Raw genomic sequence first — 16,316 nt, forward strand, 5'->3', positions numbered from 1 at the left:
ACAACTATTTTGACATATAACCATCCACAAAATCGGTTAAATCCTTTCCAAGGAGGTTTTTGGCCAATACCTTGCCCTCTGAATCGATTATAAAATTGGCCGGAATGGTTTTTAATCTCAAATCCTCCATTAACGGATTTTGATCCCCTTCTAAATGCGATGCATGCAACCAACGGTACGCACCATCTTTTTCAATGGCGTTGTGCCAAGCTTTTTCACTGCTTTCCAAACCATAGGCCACAATTTGAAAGTTTTCGGGATTATATTTCTCCCAAAGCGGCACCAAAACATTTCTGTTCTCAACTCTACAAGGGGCACACCAAGACGCCCAAACATCCAGTAGCACTAACTTTTGTCCTTCAATAATTTCCTTTAGGGAAATTTCCACTCCACTTTTCATCGGAAATTTAAGATTAGGGATTGTATCTCCAATCAACACAGGAAGGTTTTGCTTGTTAGCGACAGAAACAAATTCTTTAACCCAAGGATGTTCAGGGTATAACTCGTTCCATTTTTTAGATTGCTGGTAGACCGGTTCAGCAATTCGTTCATAATCACCCTCGGGGCTCACCCACCTCAATGCCATTAGTGCCGGAAGTAAATGGGAAGTGGAATCGGCAAAGTATACTAGCTTTTCCTGATATAAATGAAGACTTTTTTCACGCTCCAACAAATCTTCATCTGCCTGTTGTCCTTTTACAACCTCCTTTAGATATTTATCGAATACAGTCAATCGTTCATCCCTCAATCGGAGTACCGCTTCATTTGCTGGAGAAGGATTTGCTATGGTAAGTGAACTTTGAAAACTTGCTATGGCTGCTTTTACTTCTAAATTAGCATTTTCCGTATAAATCAAAGGGAAGTAGTTATCGGTAACATGGTTTTCATTTATTAACCTATTGGGATACTTCTCACCTATTTTTTGCACTACAATCTCCAACAGTACAGGTTCTTTATAGTCTGGGGATTCCTTAAACTCAAAATACCCATTACTGTCCACTTCGGCCGAATCCAGTACTATCCCAACAAAGCTTTGGGCCAACTCATTAAATTTCTGGGGATGAACCACGTAAACCATAGGTTTCCATTCATCTCCATCGGACATGTTCAAGGTTCCGGAAAGCCATGGTTCTTCTGTACAAGATTGTAACAGTAGAAAAATTAACACCAATGGTTTGAGCAAGCAATTCATGTTGGTTAAATTAACCATTATAAAGGTTTTTTATACATATCGAACGCCTATATAACATCAACTTAAAGCGGATATTAGAAAATCCTCATCATTGAACAAGACCAATTACGATACTTCTTTGGTTTCTTGCGTCTTTTTCATGGATAGAGATGTGTAAACCCTTTCCAAAATTTCTGGTTTATCGGTGAGTACCACTAGTTTATCATTTGCCTCAATTTCAGTTGAACCATTTGGCATCAGATAGTTTCCATCACGTTCAATCATGGCGATTATGGCCTTCTTTGGAAAATCAAGATGTACAATTTTTAATCCTACGGCAGAGCAATCCTTCTTGATCAAAATCTCTTTCATTAAAGCTTTGGGATGTTCCGTTAAAAGTTCATCCGTAGGGGATAACGGTTTTGCGCTTTCCGGCAATCCAACATGCAACCATTTGGCAACTATGGACAACGTACTTCCTTGAATAAGTACTGAGGTAATAGACACGAAAAAAACAATATTGAATATAGTTGTGGCCTTATCTATTCCCGCCAACAATGGATAAGTTGCAAAAACTATGGGTACAGCTCCTCGCAATCCTACCCAAGAAATGTAGAATCTTCTTCTCATCTTCATCCTAAATGGCAGTAGAGAGATCATAACAGCCAAAGGACGAGCCACAAAAATCAAGAAAAGCGAAATTAACAGACCGATACCCATATAAGGTACTATTTCACTAGGATATACCAGTAGCCCCAAGGTTAAGAACAGTACAATCTGCATAAGCCAAGCCAAACCATCAAACATTCGCATAATGGTTTTCTTGTGAATCAAATTATGGTTCCCAAGATATACGGAACAAATGTAAATGGCCAAAAACCCATTACCCCCAATAAAGTCGGTTGCCGAAAAGGTGATGAACATTAAAGCGATGGTTAGCACCGGGTAAAGCCCTTCAAAGTCCAACCGGATTCTATTGATTATTATTTTACTCAACTTCCCAAAGAGAAACCCGGCTGCACCACCAAGAATCATTTGCAAGAAAAACATGGGCAGTACGGAAAGTATATTTTTTTCAGGAAATTGGACAAGTGTCAAAAACGCAATGGTGAGCACATAGGCCATGGGGTCGTTACTACCACTCTCCAGCTCCAATGTTGGCCTTAAGTTCTTTTTAAGGGCTAAATTTTTACCTCTTAAAATAGAAAATACCGCAGCCGCATCGGTGGAGGACACAATAGCACCCAATAATAAACTTTCATAAATACCGAAGTCGGTAATCAAATAAACAAAGTACCCCAAACCCACCGCTGTTAACAAAACGCCAATGGTTGAAAGCGCTATTCCTTCGTTAAGTACTGGTCTAACAGATTGCCAGTTGGTATCCAATCCCCCTGAAAATAGAATAAAGTTAAGTGAAACTACACCAATAAATTGCGCAATTTTAGGATTATCAAAATAAATCCCTCCGATACCATCAGACCCCGCAAGCATTCCAATGGTCAAAAACAACAATAAGGTTGGGATTCCAAACCGATAACTTGTTTTACCTGCCAAAATACTGACCAAAAGAAGTGTAGAACCAATTAAAATGATATTCTCTATGGTAATATTCATGTAAAAGCAGTCAAACTGAGTTAGAGATTATTTCATGAATTTGATGATATAGAACACTAATAATATGCCCTATTTTCAAAAAAAGCGAAGTTACTTTAATTTAAATAAATATTTATGATTATATCTCTTATAGAATTATTAAAATACAGAGTTGGTCTATACATATTATAGCTTTAAGGTCATTACATTAAAAACTCGATGAACAATCGTTCAATTACACAAAACAGACGTTTAAACGTCATTTGACACTTTAAAGAGTGTTAATTGTCTAAAAAATACTCGATAAAATGCACTTTTTAGTCGTTAAACGTAAAAACCTATGAAAAATTAATAAGTATTCTTTTCAATTGTTTTTGATCTTTGCCATGTATTAACCCCCAAATCTATACATCATGACACGTTCAATTATTTACAGCTTACTTATTTCAGGAATTATACTGACCAGCCAAAACATGTTTGCACAGTCAGAGAAAAAGATGATTAACGACACAATGGAAGGAAGCGTTTCCACTTTGGATGGTTATGTGCCCTCCATGTCAATTACCAAAGATGGCAAAACGGCTTATTTTAGTAAAGGTATTTATCAAAAGCCTCTCTATGGAGTATTCTCCAAAAAGGAATTGGTCTATCAGATTTACCGAGTGGAAAATTTAAACGGTGAATGGACCAATGTTACCAAGTTGGATGTATGTCCAAAACACTATTCGGCCAAACATCCTACTATTTCGGCCGATGGATCACGTTTGTTCTTTGCTTCCAATATGAAGGGAACTTTTGGAAAATACGATATTTACGCAGCTGATATCTCAGCAGACGGAACCGTGGGAATATCCAAAAATCTTGGCCCTAAGGTAAACACCAAAGAGGATGAGCTCTATCCTAGCATTTACAATGAGACCTTATTATTCTTTGCTTCTGAAGGAAGAGATGGGTATGGCGGATTGGATTTATACGCCTCTCAAGTTGCAAAAAATACACTTACCGAATCTGTTAATTTGGGCAGTCACATTAATAGTAATAACGATGAGTACGCAATTCAGTTGAGTCCAGAGAAAAAATTAGGGTTTGTGGTATCCAACAGAGGAATCAACAACACTGTTTCACAATATACCGTTGCGTATGGACGTTCAAGTAAGCAGAATCAGTACAACGATGTTGCTGAAAGGGATGCAGGCCTACAAACGGCAATTAATGAGGATGTCTATGAATATGTGGACACCTCCTTCCAAGATGAGCAATAGAAGTACTGATCATAAAAAATTTATTGAATCGGTCAATAAACCTGAGGACGTGTCTTATGAAGTTGTTTCATAGCCGAGATTCGAAACACTCATGACAATGATAAGAAAGACAGGGGGAAACTGACAGACTATCATAAAAGCGGGTTGTATTATTTCAATCTGACCGATTTATACCAAGAATAGGATGCTGATGGGACGGCATCCTATTTTTTTATGTATTAAACTGATTACTAGATTTTTATGTGTATCGTTGATGTTAATAACCTGCCCTGCATCAAAGTGATTTAATTTTTTAAGATATGCATTTGAACGAAAATGCCTACAAAAATTACCTATGGTAGTTAAAAAATTATAAATTCACTATTGAAATAATACAATCCCAAATCTATTAAGTCATGAACAAAAACTACAACACTCAAAAAAAAGGCGTCCCAAAACCTCAATTTAGCCTATCTTTTTGACAGGCGAACATCTCAACTAAACACAAATTTTAGCGCTTAATCCCTTTAGGGATTACACCCATTTTGAAGTAAACTAAGTTGAATTTAATCTGTAATAGTCCTTTGGGTATTACTAGTTATGCTACATTGGTTTATCCCAACTTCAAAAATGCGGAAAAGGACTCCCATGTCCAAAACTTAACCTACAACAATATTATGTAACAGTATTAATCCCCCAAATCTTTCTTATCATGAAAACAGATTTATTAAAAATTGCCATCATTGACAATGATGGTGCTATCGGCGGCATTTACAATCAGTATTTTCAAGAAAATGATCAGTATCAACTTCTTGGAACTTACAGCTCAATTCACGAGTTGTTGTCCAACTTTGGACGCTCACATCCAGACATTATTATTTGTGAAGCCATGCTCAATGGCATTTCCGGCATTGATGGTCTTAATTATTTTTTCCGAAAGAACAAAGACCTCAAGGTGTTAATGATGAGTAAAACAAACGATTTTAACCTTATTAAAGACGCCTTTAAAAATGGGGCTAGCGGATACCTTATAAAACCCATTACAAAGGATAGGCTGTACAACGCTCTTAACACGCTAAAACAACATGGTATAGCTTTGGAACTAGATGTGGCTAAAAAAATCATTGATTCGTTCCAGTCAAAATCCTATGATGCTTTTTCCAAAAAAGAAAATGAAATTATAGAATTGCTCACTCAAGGATTTACCTATAAAATGATTGCGGACAAGCTTTTTGTTACGCCTAGCGCGGTTAATTTCCATATCCAGAACATTTATGTAAAACTCAACGTGAACTCAAAATCCGAAGCTTTGCGAAAAATCAAAGAAATGGAAATGCAGCAGTTGAGTGCCGCTTAAACCTGAAATTTTTTGAAACAAAAAACCCTGACGATTTCGTCAGGGTTTTTCTATTTATATAACTTAATTAAAATTATTTCACTTCTTCAAAGTCAACGTCTTCTACATTATCTCCTTCAGAAGTATCTCCTCCAGCTGCTTCGCCTGCACCTGATGATGCATCTGCTCCACCGCCTTGCGCTTCAGCTTGTGCTTTGTACATTTCTTCGGAAGCTACTTTCCAAGCTTCGTTGATTTTTTCCAAAGCAGGCTCAATAACAGCCAGGTCTTTACCTTCAAAAGCTTTCTTCAACTCTTCCAAAGCATCCTCGATCGGCTTTTTCTTGTCATCGGACAATTTATCGCCAAACTCGCTCAATTGCTTCTCTGTTTGAAAGATCATCGCATCAGCCTCATTTAATTTATCGGCTGTTTCTTTAGCTTTCTTATCAGATTCAGCATTGGCCTCGGCTTCTGCTTTCATCTTTTGGATTTCCTCCTCTGTCAATCCAGAAGAAGCCTCGATTCGGATATCCTGTGACTTGCCAGTGGCTTTGTCTGTTGCAGAAACTTTTATGATACCGTTCGCATCAATATCGAAGGTCACTTCAATTTGAGGTGTACCTCTTGGTGCTGGTGGAATACCGTCCAAGTGGAACCTACCAATGGTTTTGTTATCTGCTGCCATAGGCCTTTCCCCTTGCTGTACATGAATCTCAACTGATGGTTGATTATCCGCTGCAGTGGAGAAAACCTGCGATTTCTTCGTTGGGATGGTTGTGTTCGCCTCAATCAATTTGGTCAACACTCCCCCCATGGTCTCAATACCCAAAGAAAGTGGGGTAACATCCAATAAGAGTACGTCTTTTACATCTCCTGTCAATACACCACCTTGAATAGCGGCACCAACGGCCACAACCTCATCTGGGTTCACCCCTTTAGATGGTTTTTTATCAAAGAAACTTTCAACAGCTTCTTGTACCGCAGGAATACGGGTAGAACCACCCACCAAAATAATTTCATCGATATCACTCTTAGAAAGTCCCGCAGATTTTAATGCAGCTTCACATGGAGCGATTGTTCTTTTGACCAAATCAGCTATCAACTGCTCAAATTTAGATCTGGACAATGTTCTCACCAAGTGTTTAGGCCCTGAAGCCGTTGCCGTAACATAAGGCAGATTAATTTCTGTTTGTGCCGAAGAAGACAACTCAATTTTAGCCTTTTCAGCTGCTTCTCTCAAACGCTGAAGTGCCATTGCGTCTTCACGAAGATCCATATCTTCATCTTTTTTGAACTCTTCGGCCAACCAATCAATAATTTTTTGGTCAACATCGTCACCTCCCAAATGGGTATCTCCATCAGTGGCCAACACTTCGAACACACCATCTCCCAATTCAAGAATAGAAACATCGTGCGTACCTCCACCAAAGTCAAACACCACTATTTTTTGTTCGGTGTCTTTTTTATCAAGTCCATATGCCAATGAAGCGGCAGTTGGCTCGTTTATAATTCGCTCCACCGTTAAACCAGCAATTTCACCAGCTTCTTTGGTGGCCTGTCTTTGTGAATCGTTAAAATATGCCGGAACGGTAATTACCGCTCTGGTTACATCTTGTCCCAAGTAATCCTCAGCAGTTTTCTTCATTTTTTGAAGAATCATAGCTGATAACTCTTGAGGCGTATACATGCGTCCGTCAATGTCCACTCTAGGAGTATCATTGTCTCCTTTTACCACCTTATAAGGAACCCTTTTGGCTTCCTTGCTGGATTCAGAGTATTTATTGCCCATAAAACGCTTAATGGAATAAATCGTTTTGTGAGGGTTGGTCACGGCTTGTCTTTTTGCAGGGTCACCAACCTTTATCTCCCCACCTTCAACAAATGCGATCATTGATGGAGTGGTTCGTTTCCCCTCGGCATTTGGAATTACCACGGGTTCGTTACCCTCCATTACAGAGACGCAGGAGTTGGTCGTACCTAAGTCTATACCTATAATCTTGCTCATTCTATATGTTATTAATTAATAGTATCTATATTTTTTAATCGTTTATTGAATGACAAACAATATGCCAAGCCACAGCAACATGACATGATGTCATTTTGATTGTTCCCGCTACTATCCTCGCTCCCACACAACACTCTTCATTTATTTGCTACCGTAAACGAGGTTTACCATGTTTATTTATCTATTTTGCAGCATATGACAATTCAACATAACTATGGAGTTCAATAGAAGAAAGTTTTTACGAAAAGGAGCTACTTCAGTAGCAGGGTTGGCGGCCACCGCTATGATTCCCCAAAGCATGCATGGCTTTAACCCAGAAAAAATCAGGGAAATTAAGGTCCAGGCTACTGATCGACCTAAGGTCAAGAAAAAAATACGTTTTTCGGTCATTGGAATCAACCACGGCCATATATACGGAATGGTAGACTCCCTGATAGCTGGCGGTGGCACCCTTGTTGCCGTTTATGCAAAAGAGCCTGAACTTTTAAAAAACTTCATCAGAAAGTATCCAAATGCTAAAATTGCAAAAAGTGAGCTGGAAATTATCGAGGACAATTCCATACAATTGGTGGCCAGTGCTGCAATTCCCGTAGAACGCGCTCCAATTGGTATTAAGGTAATGAAATCGGGAAAGGACTATATGTCGGATAAACCCGGTATGCTCACCTTTGATCAATTTAACGAAGTAAAAAAAGTTCAAAAAGAAACTGGTCGCATTTATTCTATTGCCTATAGCGAACGTTTGGATAATTCTGCATCTGTAATGGCAGAAAAACTGGTGCTGGAAGGAGCTATTGGCAAGGTAATACAGACGATTGGTCTTGGCCCGCACCGTATGCAACCAGAAAACAGGCCCGAGTGGTTCTTTAATCCAGAAAAGTCAGGAGGAATACTCTGCGATATTGGATCTCACCAATGCGATCAATTTTTGTTCTATACCAATTCTACTAATGCCGAGGTAAGCACCTCACAAATTGGGAATTTTGACACGCCAGATTTCCCCAATTATCAAGATTTTGGAGATATGATGGTACGAAGCGGACATGCTACGGGTTATATTAGAATCGATTGGTTTACTCCCAACGGTTTAGAATCTTGGGGCGATGGCCGAACCTTTATCCTGGGAACTGAAGGTTATATTGAAATGCGCAAGTATATAGATATTTCTGGAAGACCTCAAGGCAACCATTTGTTTTTAGTGGACCAAAAAGAAACCAAATATTTTGACTGTAGCAATGTGCATAAACCCTATGGTGAACGATTGGTTAGCGATGTTGTGAACCGTACCGAGACCGCCATGATCCAAGACCATTGTTTCTTGGCCATGGAACTGGCAATACACGCACAAGAAAAAGCGTTTAGATTGAATATGGGGTGAAGCTAATTTTCCATCCTGCTTGCAACAAAATTTTTTGATTTATTTAAATCCTCCTACCTTTACTTTAAACTAAAAGCGTGGAATGTATCAGTATTTTTGATATGCTTAAAATCGGTGTAGGACCTTCGAGCTCCCACACCCTTGGGCCGTGGCGTGCTGCCGAACGTTGGATTGCTGAACTTGAAGAGCAAAAGATTTTTGAATCAGTAAATCGCATAAAAATATACCTCTACGGATCACTTTGTCTTACAGGCAAAGGGCATGCTACGGACATCGCCGTGGTGATGGGATTATTGGGCAAAGACCCTGTAACCGTAGCGATTGACAGTATTCCAGAAAGTATTGATGATATAAAGGCTAAAAACAAATTGGATTTTGGTGGAAAAAAAGTGATTCCTTTCAACTTTAAGGATGATATAATCTTCAAAAAAGAATTTTTGCCCTTCCATGCCAATGGTATGCGATTTGAAGCAGAATTAACCAATGGCAAAACGATTACTGAAACCTATTATTCAATTGGTGGTGGTTTTGTGGTAAAAGAGGAGCTCACACACGCTAAAGAGAATAAAGCAACATTTAATACATTTCCACACCCTGTAAAAACAGGTGATGAGTTGCTCCAACATTGTAACGCCCAAAATAAATCCATTTCCAGAATTGTGATGGAGAACGAGCTCTCTCTAAGAACCGAGTCAGAAATTGACGAAGGAATTGCACGTATTTGGAATGCCATGCTGGAATGTATGTTTACCGGCTGCCATACCGAAGGGAAACTTCCCGGTGGCTTAAATGTTAAAAGGCGTGCTTTCGAGATGCATCTGAAACTAAAAGGGAACACCCCTTATTCCAATCCCCAAGAATGGCTGGAAAGTATTCGAGATACCGAAGTTAGATTCCGTCAAATCATTAAATGGGTCAGTTGCTTTGCTTTAAGTGTCAACGAAGTGAACGCTTCTCTTGGACGAGTTGTCACCGCTCCAACCAATGGGAGTGCTGGGGTTATCCCATCCGTTTTAATGTATTATATGGTCATTGAAAACCACGATGCCAATTTCGATGATGTAAAACAATTTTTATTGGTAGCGAGCGAAGTGGGCAGTATCTTTAAAAAGGGCGCTACCATTTCTGCCGCCATGGGAGGGTGTCAAGCAGAAATCGGGGTATCCTCTGCTATGGCCGCCGCGGGTCTAACAGAGCTCATGGGAGGTTCGCCCGAACAAGTACTAATCGCTGCTGAAATCGCAATGGAACATCATTTAGGACTCACCTGCGATCCCATCGGTGGATTGGTGCAAGTTCCTTGTATTGAACGCAATGCCATGGGGGCCATAAAAGCTATAAATGCAGCCGAATTGGCACTGGATACCGATCCAAACGATGCAAAAGTACCTTTGGACAAAGTAGTGAACACCATGTGGGAAACAGCGAAAGACATGAGCTCAAAGTACAAAGAAACCTCCGAAGGAGGCCTTGCAGTGGGTGTATTTTTAAGCGATTGCTAATTCAAACACCCATCTTTGCCCCTAGTATCAATAAGATAGATAATCTTCCATTCGCCATCAAAATTGATAAGTTGGAACGAATTGATTCCACAATGACTGAACTCACCATTCATCCAAAACTCATATCCAACCCAAGCATTTGCCATGGTCCTATCCACTTGAATGGAAAATGACGTGAGTTTTTCCTCGAACGAGGTACTTTTCGGTATACCCACAATGGACTTTAAAAATTTTGAAAATTCTTCGGTTCTGAAAAGTGTTTTCCCCTCTTCCCCTATACTCGTTGTTTGCAAAACAATCTCATCGGTAACAGTAGCCTTAATAATTGTTGAGTCTTGTTTGTGAAAACCATCAAAAAAAGTTTCTATGACTTGTTTTATTTGATTTTCGGCTTCTATATTTGATGAGTTCGGACCTTGAGCATACGTCAATACCCCAACAGCAAATAAAACGGTACAACTTAACAGTTTTTTCATGGTATTAGTTTTTCGATTGAAGCCTAAATTAAACAAATCTGCTTACTTTTAGCCATCAAATAAAATTACAATGTCTACAGCAAAAAAAGAATATAAAAGGGTAACCGTAAAATCGTTGGTGGATATGAAAAAGCACGGTGAGAAAATCAGCATGCTTACCTCCTACGATTACTCCATGGCCAAAATTGTGGATGGTGCCAATGTAGATGCCATTTTGGTAGGAGATTCTGCCAGCAATGTAATGGCGGGCCATGAAACTACTTTACCCATTACCCTTGACCAAATGATCTATCATGCCACTTCTGTGGTGCGTGCGGCAAAAAGAGCGTTGGTCGTGGTGGATATTCCTTTTGGAAGCTACCAAGGTGATTCCAAAGAAGCTTTGCGCTCAGCAATCCGCATTATGAAAGAAAGCGGAGCCCATGCCGTAAAAGTAGAAGGTGGGGAAGAAATCAAAATTTCCATCAGTCGAATTTTGGAGGCAGGGATACCTGTAATGGGGCACTTGGGGTTGACCCCCCAATCCATTTACAAATTCGGAACTTATACTGTACGTGCCAAAGAAGAAGAAGAGGCAGAAAAGCTGAAATCAGATGCCAAATTATTGGAAGAATTGGGATGTTTTGCCATTGTTTTGGAAAAAATACCGGCGAAACTGGCCAAAGAGGTAGCGGAGAGTGTCTCCATACCCGTAATCGGTATTGGCGCAGGAGGTGGTGTTGATGGTCAAGTCTTGGTAGTGCACGATATGTTGGGAATGACTCATGAATTTAATCCTAGGTTTTTGAGAAGGTACTCAAACCTTTATGATGAAATGAGCAAAGCAGTATCCCAATATGTGGACGATGTAAAAAGTCGGGATTTCCCCAATGAAGAAGAATCGTATTAAATTCCAATCAACAATTGTCAATTAACAATAACAGACATTCCTCACCTAACAACCTTCAAGTCATTTTTGAAGACAACCACTTAATTGTGGTCAATAAACGCGTGGGTGATATTGTTCAAGGTGATAAAACCGGCGACGACCCATTGAGCGAAGTTGTCAAAGAGTATTTAAAAGAAAAGTATAACAAACCTGGTAATGTGTATTTGGGTGTTGTACATCGTTTGGACCGTCCAACTTCCGGAATAGTGGTGTTTGCCAAAACATCCAAGGCGCTCCCCCGTCTAAATAAAATGTTTGCCCAAGGGGAAACGAAAAAGATATATTGGGCGGTTGTTAAAAATTTACCTGAACAAGAAAGTGGTTCTTTAACCCATTGGCTGGTTCGAAACCCTAAGCAAAACAAATCCTACGCTCACTCCAAAGAAGTGCCCAATAGCAAAGAAGCTGTGTTGGATTACAAAGTGATAAAAAAGCTGGACAACTATTTTCTCTTGGAAATTGATTTAAAAACGGGCAGACATCATCAAATCAGAGCTCAGTTGGCAGCTATGGGTTGTATTATAAAAGGGGATTTAAAATATGGGGCCGACCGCAGCAATAAAGATGGTGGCATTCACTTGCACGCCAGGAGCTTGGCAATTCTTCATCCCGTAAAAAAAGAACCTATTACATTCGTGGCTGCACCGCCAAAGGACGCTGTTTGGAATGCCTGTATCAGCGAGTAAGCTTTAAGGCCTTCTCCCTTATTATTTCTGAGACAGGTTTGTTCTGCAAATGGCTTTCCAGCCAAGAAAGGATATCCAAATATAAAAATGCCCGCTTTTCATATGGGTGGTTCTCATATTTCTTTAACTCATTATACAGCTTTTGGAATTCGCCTTTTAAATCGGTAGGGTAGATATCACCAAGGTTTCTCAAAAACTTGATCATTTCCTTTTGAACCTCATGCAAATCGTTCATTTTCAACAAGAACTTATAGGTGCTTTTAAGTTGAACTTCTAAATGATAGTCCATCCCTGCTTCGTAATGCGCTACCAAGCTCAACACACGCGCAAAGCACATAAGGTCCTCTCGCATTTTCAATTTTTTATTTGAAATGATTTTTTTCAAATAGGCAATACAGTTTTTGTTGTCCCCATTTCCAAAATAAAGACAAGCAATTTTGTAATAAAGCAACATTATATGATGCTCGTCTATCTGTTGTTTATGTTTTTTTATACCGTACTCGATAATGTTCACCAAATAGATTCCTTTATCAAAAGTGCCCTCCAAAAAATGCAAGTTTAATTTATTGGAGTTTATATATAAAAAGGCAAGTGAACTGATATTATCGTTTTGCGGAAATTTCGCATCTTTTACTTGTTCCTCCAAACGCTCCAAAGTTTGTCTAAACTGCGAGGCATATTTAACAAAGAAAAGAGATTCTAAAAGGTAGTGGTTCCCTTTTAAGAAAAATACTGGGTTCAACGGAACCATGTGCTCATTTTCATAAAACAAATCCACCCATTTACTTGCATATTTGTAGGCTGACAAAAAGTCCTGAATTAAAAGACTATACCATAAATGTGCTTTGTAGAGCCATAACTTTTCACGAAAACCAAGTTTATCAATTTCATATTTAGGTGTATGCTCATCAAAATAGCTCTTAACTTTTTGCAGATCCTCATCACTTCTCACATAACCAACTTTCAACATCATTCCATAAAGTTGAAGTGAAAGGTTGGATAACTTACTGGTCATCACATTTTGAGCAGAAAGTTCCTTCGCCTCAATCGCAAGTTCATCCGCTCTATCAGGTATACTTCGAGTGATATATTGGGTTTCAATCACCTTTTCCAACTCCACAATTTCATAAGCAATGTTCTTCTCCTCGTTCTCAATGGCGAAGCTTTTTGCTTTTTCCAGAATTTTCAAGCTTTGCTTATATAATCCTTTTTGATAAAGGATTGTAGCAAAATCAAGTTGTTCCCGTATCTGTATTCGAACATTCTGGTTCACTGGGTTCAACCGTAAGCTGACCAAAATTTGCTTATATAAATGCGCCTTTAAATTGGAAAGCTGCGACTTTTTAACAATACCACTATCCAAAATCTGCCGTTCATCATATTTTCGCATTTTATCCAAGAGGTTAAACAGCGCCAAAAATTTAGCGTCCGCATTAACCCCCAATCGGCCAACATAAAGTTTAAATTGACGTTTTTCGGACTTAGAAAGCGATTTTACTAGTACAAACAATGCGTCCTTATGGGCATTTGTCATCGTAAAAAATATTATTTAAACAACTGTACTACAGTTGTTTACATTGCACAAAAAGCAGTTTAACGTTGTAACATGCTCATAGTCTCTTTTGATCTTCAGCACCCCTTCCCTACTTTCGTAAGTAATAGAAAAAAACCGCTTGATATAATGGGTAAAGATAAGGTAGAAATTTTTGATACAACACTTAGGGATGGAGAACAGGTACCCGGCTGTAAATTGGATACCGAGCAAAAATTAATCATTGCCGAACGCTTGGATGAACTAGGGGTTGATGTAATTGAAGCAGGATTCCCCATATCCAGTCCCGGGGATTTTAGGTCCGTGAACGAAATTGCCAAATTGGTCAAGAATGCGACGGTTTGTGGGTTGACCCGTGCGGTTAAAAAAGATATCGAAGTTGCTTCGGAAGCCATTAAGGACGCCAAGAGACCAAGAATACATACTGGAATTGGAACTTCCGAATCACACATCAAGTACAAATTCAACTCCACACAAGATAAAATTATAGAGCGAGCCATAGATGCCGTAGCTTATGCAAAAACCTTTGTGGAAGATGTTGAGTTCTATGCAGAGGATGCAGGCCGTACTGATAACGAATTTTTGGCTCGCATCTGTGAGGCGGTTATAAAAGCAGGGGCAACTGTACTCAACATTCCAGATACTACAGGTTATTGCTTGCCTGAAGAATATGGCGCAAAAATGAAGTATTTAAAAGAAAATGTAACGGGTATTGATAAAGCGATTCTTTCTTGCCATTGCCATAACGATTTAGGTTTGGCCACTGCCAATTCTATTGCCGGCGTCATTAACGGAGCCAGACAAATTGAATGCACCATTAATGGAATTGGAGAAAGAGCTGGAAACACTTCCTTGGAAGAGGTAGTGATGGTGATGAGACAGCATCCTCACTTAAACTTGGATACTAACATCAACAGTAAATTGCTTTGGGATACCAGCCAAATGGTTTCACAGAAAATGGGAATGCCCGTGCAACCCAATAAAGCCATTGTAGGGTCTAACGCTTTTGCCCATAGCTCTGGTATCCACCAAGATGGAGTAATCAAACAGAGGGAAACGTATGAAATTATTGATCCACAAGATGTTGGGGTCAGTGAATCATCTATTGTCTTGACAGCTAGAAGTGGACGCGCAGCTTTGGCTTACCGAGCAAAAAATGTAGGTTACGAGCTTACAAAATTGCAATTGGATACGGTATATCAAAACTTCCTGAAATTTGCCGATGTTAAAAAAGAAATTTTAGATGAAGATATCCACCAAATTGTTGAAACCAGCAGTATTGGCATGAAAAACTTGGCATAAACAACGGTTACCCTATGACATTAAAAATAGCATTGTTACCAGGAGATGGGGTTGGTCCCGAAGTGTTGGCGCAAGCAGTGAAATGTTTGGAAGCAGTAGAAGAAACGTTTAATCAACACTTTATTTTTAAAGAAGCATCCATTGGTACCATTGCCATTGACAACAAAGGAGTCTCCCTACCCGATTCCACACTTAAACTTTGTAAAGAGTCCGATGCTATTCTTTTCGGAACCATAGGTGACCCAAAATATGATAATAACCCCGATGCCAAGGTAAGACCGGAACAAGGACTACTCCAACTACGTAAAGAATTAGGTCTTTTTGCAAACATTAGACCTATTTTATCACATTCAACTTTATTGGATAAATCGCCTTTAAAGAAAAGTGCGATTAAGGGGGCGGATTTTGTTATTTACCGCGAACTCACAGGAGGCATTTATTTTGGGGAGAAAAAACTAAACGAAGAAGGGACGGTTGCATCAGATATATGTGAATATTCCGAAAGTGAAATAAGCCGTATCACACATTTGGCATTTAAAGCTGCAAAAAACCGGAAAAGAAAGCTGACTTTGGTGGACAAAGCGAATGTCCTCGAGTCCTCTAGGCTCTGGCGTAAAGTTGTTACCAAAATTGGAGAGAGTTACCCTGAAGTGGCCCTGGATTTTTTATTTGTGGACAATGCTGCCATGGAAATTATTCTTAACCCCAGACAGTTTGATGTTATTTTGACAGAAAATTTGTTCGGTGCTATATTATCTGATGAAGGAAGCGTTATAAGTGGTTCTACTGGATTGTTAGCATCTGCCTCCATTGGTGAGGAAAATGCAATGTTCGAACCCGTTCATGGTTCGTACCCGAATGATAAAGGTAAAGACATTGCCAACCCGATTGCCGCAATTCTATCAGCAGCAATGCTATTGGATCATTTTGGGTTGACCGAAGAGGCGATGGCCGTAAAAAAAGCGGTAGATAAATCTTTAAAAAAGGGTATAGTAACTCCAGATTTAAAAGAGAACAGCCAATACGGAACCAATCAGGTCGGTGATTTTATAGCCCATAATATTGTAGATATCGACGATAATTTTCTCATGAACGATGAGAATATTGATTTAGGCAAATCAACAATTATTTAATACCAAT

The 16,316-nt window shown here is 39.3% G+C and carries 13 protein-coding genes; 8 read left to right on the forward strand and 5 right to left on the reverse strand.

What is annotated here, in order from left to right; genetic code table 11:
- Window positions 1-4 precede the first annotated feature (4 nt).
- Both MWU56_RS03775 and MWU56_RS03780 read right to left on the reverse strand, forming a co-directional pair.
- Window positions 5-1,192, reverse strand: coding sequence for a TlpA family protein disulfide reductase (locus MWU56_RS03775; protein WP_247042409.1), 1,188 nt, complete (start codon window positions 1,190-1,192; stop codon window positions 5-7).
- A gap of 105 nt (window positions 1,193-1,297) precedes the next feature.
- Window positions 1,298-2,788 carry a potassium/proton antiporter gene (locus tag MWU56_RS03780; protein ID WP_247042411.1) on the reverse strand — a complete coding sequence of 497 codons (1,491 nt, stop codon included), beginning with the start codon at window positions 2,786-2,788 and terminating at the stop codon, window positions 1,298-1,300.
- Between the two features lie 392 nt (window positions 2,789-3,180).
- Here MWU56_RS03780 and MWU56_RS03785 point away from each other — a divergent pair, with 392 nt between their 5' ends.
- Both MWU56_RS03785 and MWU56_RS03790 read left to right on the forward strand, forming a co-directional pair.
- A complete protein-coding gene (locus MWU56_RS03785) occupies window positions 3,181-4,029 on the forward strand; it encodes a hypothetical protein (RefSeq protein WP_247042413.1) in 849 nt (282 codons plus the stop codon).
- Between the two features lie 691 nt (window positions 4,030-4,720).
- Complete coding sequence (locus tag MWU56_RS03790; protein ID WP_247042414.1) at window positions 4,721-5,365, forward strand: response regulator transcription factor; 645 nt, start codon at window positions 4,721-4,723, stop codon at window positions 5,363-5,365.
- A 73-nt stretch (window positions 5,366-5,438) separates the two neighbouring features.
- Here the strand turns inward: MWU56_RS03790 and dnaK are convergent, their stop codons facing one another.
- Window positions 5,439-7,352 (reverse strand): molecular chaperone DnaK, encoded by a 1,914-nt coding sequence (gene dnaK, locus MWU56_RS03795; protein ID WP_247042417.1) that lies wholly within the window; start codon window positions 7,350-7,352, stop codon window positions 5,439-5,441.
- 214 nt (window positions 7,353-7,566) lie between these two features.
- On the opposite strand from dnaK, the gene MWU56_RS03800 reads away from it, so the two are divergent.
- Both MWU56_RS03800 and MWU56_RS03805 read left to right on the forward strand, forming a co-directional pair.
- Window positions 7,567-8,730, forward strand: a complete 1,164-nt coding sequence (locus tag MWU56_RS03800; protein WP_247042418.1) for a Gfo/Idh/MocA family protein — start codon at window positions 7,567-7,569, stop codon at window positions 8,728-8,730.
- Between the two features lie 77 nt (window positions 8,731-8,807).
- Window positions 8,808-10,232: an L-serine ammonia-lyase gene (locus tag MWU56_RS03805; RefSeq protein ID WP_247042419.1), complete on the forward strand. Its 1,425-nt coding sequence runs from the start codon at window positions 8,808-8,810 to the stop codon at window positions 10,230-10,232.
- On the opposite strand, the gene MWU56_RS03810 is transcribed toward MWU56_RS03805, so the two are convergent.
- A complete protein-coding gene (locus tag MWU56_RS03810; RefSeq protein ID WP_247042420.1) occupies window positions 10,229-10,708 on the reverse strand; it encodes a nuclear transport factor 2 family protein in 480 nt (159 codons plus the stop codon). The two genes, MWU56_RS03805 and MWU56_RS03810, sit on opposite strands and share 4 nt — an antisense overlap.
- 70 nt (window positions 10,709-10,778) lie before the next feature.
- On the opposite strand from MWU56_RS03810, the gene panB reads away from it, so the two are divergent.
- Entirely contained in the window at window positions 10,779-11,597 is an 819-nt protein-coding gene (gene panB / locus MWU56_RS03815) for a 3-methyl-2-oxobutanoate hydroxymethyltransferase (RefSeq protein WP_247042421.1), read from the forward strand.
- A 14-nt stretch (window positions 11,598-11,611) separates the two neighbouring features.
- The gene (locus MWU56_RS03820) at window positions 11,612-12,322 is read left to right on the forward strand and encodes an RluA family pseudouridine synthase (protein WP_262917773.1); all 711 of its coding nucleotides are present in this window, start codon (window positions 11,612-11,614) and stop codon (window positions 12,320-12,322) included.
- Here the strand turns inward: MWU56_RS03820 and MWU56_RS03825 are convergent.
- The gene (locus MWU56_RS03825; RefSeq protein WP_247042422.1) at window positions 12,312-13,856 is read right to left on the reverse strand and encodes a hypothetical protein; all 1,545 of its coding nucleotides are present in this window, start codon (window positions 13,854-13,856) and stop codon (window positions 12,312-12,314) included. The genes MWU56_RS03820 and MWU56_RS03825 overlap by 11 nt on opposite strands.
- A gap of 147 nt (window positions 13,857-14,003) precedes the next feature.
- Here MWU56_RS03825 and MWU56_RS03830 point away from each other — a divergent pair, with 147 nt between their 5' ends.
- Together MWU56_RS03830 and leuB are read left to right on the forward strand one after the other, a co-directional pair.
- Window positions 14,004-15,176, forward strand: a complete 1,173-nt coding sequence (locus tag MWU56_RS03830; protein WP_247042423.1) for a 2-isopropylmalate synthase — start codon at window positions 14,004-14,006, stop codon at window positions 15,174-15,176.
- A 14-nt stretch (window positions 15,177-15,190) separates the two neighbouring features.
- On the forward strand, window positions 15,191-16,309 hold the full coding sequence (leuB, locus tag MWU56_RS03835) for a 3-isopropylmalate dehydrogenase (protein WP_247042424.1): 1,119 nt from the start codon (window positions 15,191-15,193) through the stop codon (window positions 16,307-16,309).
- Window positions 16,310-16,316: the final 7 nt, after the last annotated feature.

Source organism: Allomuricauda sp. F6463D, assembly GCF_023015965.1.
In the GTDB taxonomy this organism is placed as follows: domain Bacteria; phylum Bacteroidota; class Bacteroidia; order Flavobacteriales; family Flavobacteriaceae; genus Flagellimonas.

Coding starts and splice junctions, on each gene's coding strand:
- MWU56_RS03790 (WP_247042414.1), top strand. CDS start 4,721: ATGAAAACAGATTTATTAAAAATTGCCATCATTGACAATGATGGTGCT.
- MWU56_RS03810 (WP_247042420.1), bottom strand. CDS start 10,708: ATGAAAAAACTGTTAAGTTGTACCGTTTTATTTGCTGTTGGGGTATTG.
- panB (WP_247042421.1), top strand. CDS start 10,779: ATGTCTACAGCAAAAAAAGAATATAAAAGGGTAACCGTAAAATCGTTG.
- MWU56_RS03785 (WP_247042413.1), top strand. CDS start 3,181: ATGACACGTTCAATTATTTACAGCTTACTTATTTCAGGAATTATACTG.
- leuB (WP_247042424.1), top strand. CDS start 15,191: ATGACATTAAAAATAGCATTGTTACCAGGAGATGGGGTTGGTCCCGAA.
- dnaK (WP_247042417.1), bottom strand. CDS start 7,352: ATGAGCAAGATTATAGGTATAGACTTAGGTACGACCAACTCCTGCGTC.
- MWU56_RS03830 (WP_247042423.1), top strand. CDS start 14,004: ATGGGTAAAGATAAGGTAGAAATTTTTGATACAACACTTAGGGATGGA.
- MWU56_RS03780 (WP_247042411.1), bottom strand. CDS start 2,788: ATGAATATTACCATAGAGAATATCATTTTAATTGGTTCTACACTTCTT.
- MWU56_RS03775 (WP_247042409.1), bottom strand. CDS start 1,192: ATGAATTGCTTGCTCAAACCATTGGTGTTAATTTTTCTACTGTTACAA.
- MWU56_RS03825 (WP_247042422.1), bottom strand. CDS start 13,856: ATGACAAATGCCCATAAGGACGCATTGTTTGTACTAGTAAAATCGCTT.
- MWU56_RS03800 (WP_247042418.1), top strand. CDS start 7,567: ATGGAGTTCAATAGAAGAAAGTTTTTACGAAAAGGAGCTACTTCAGTA.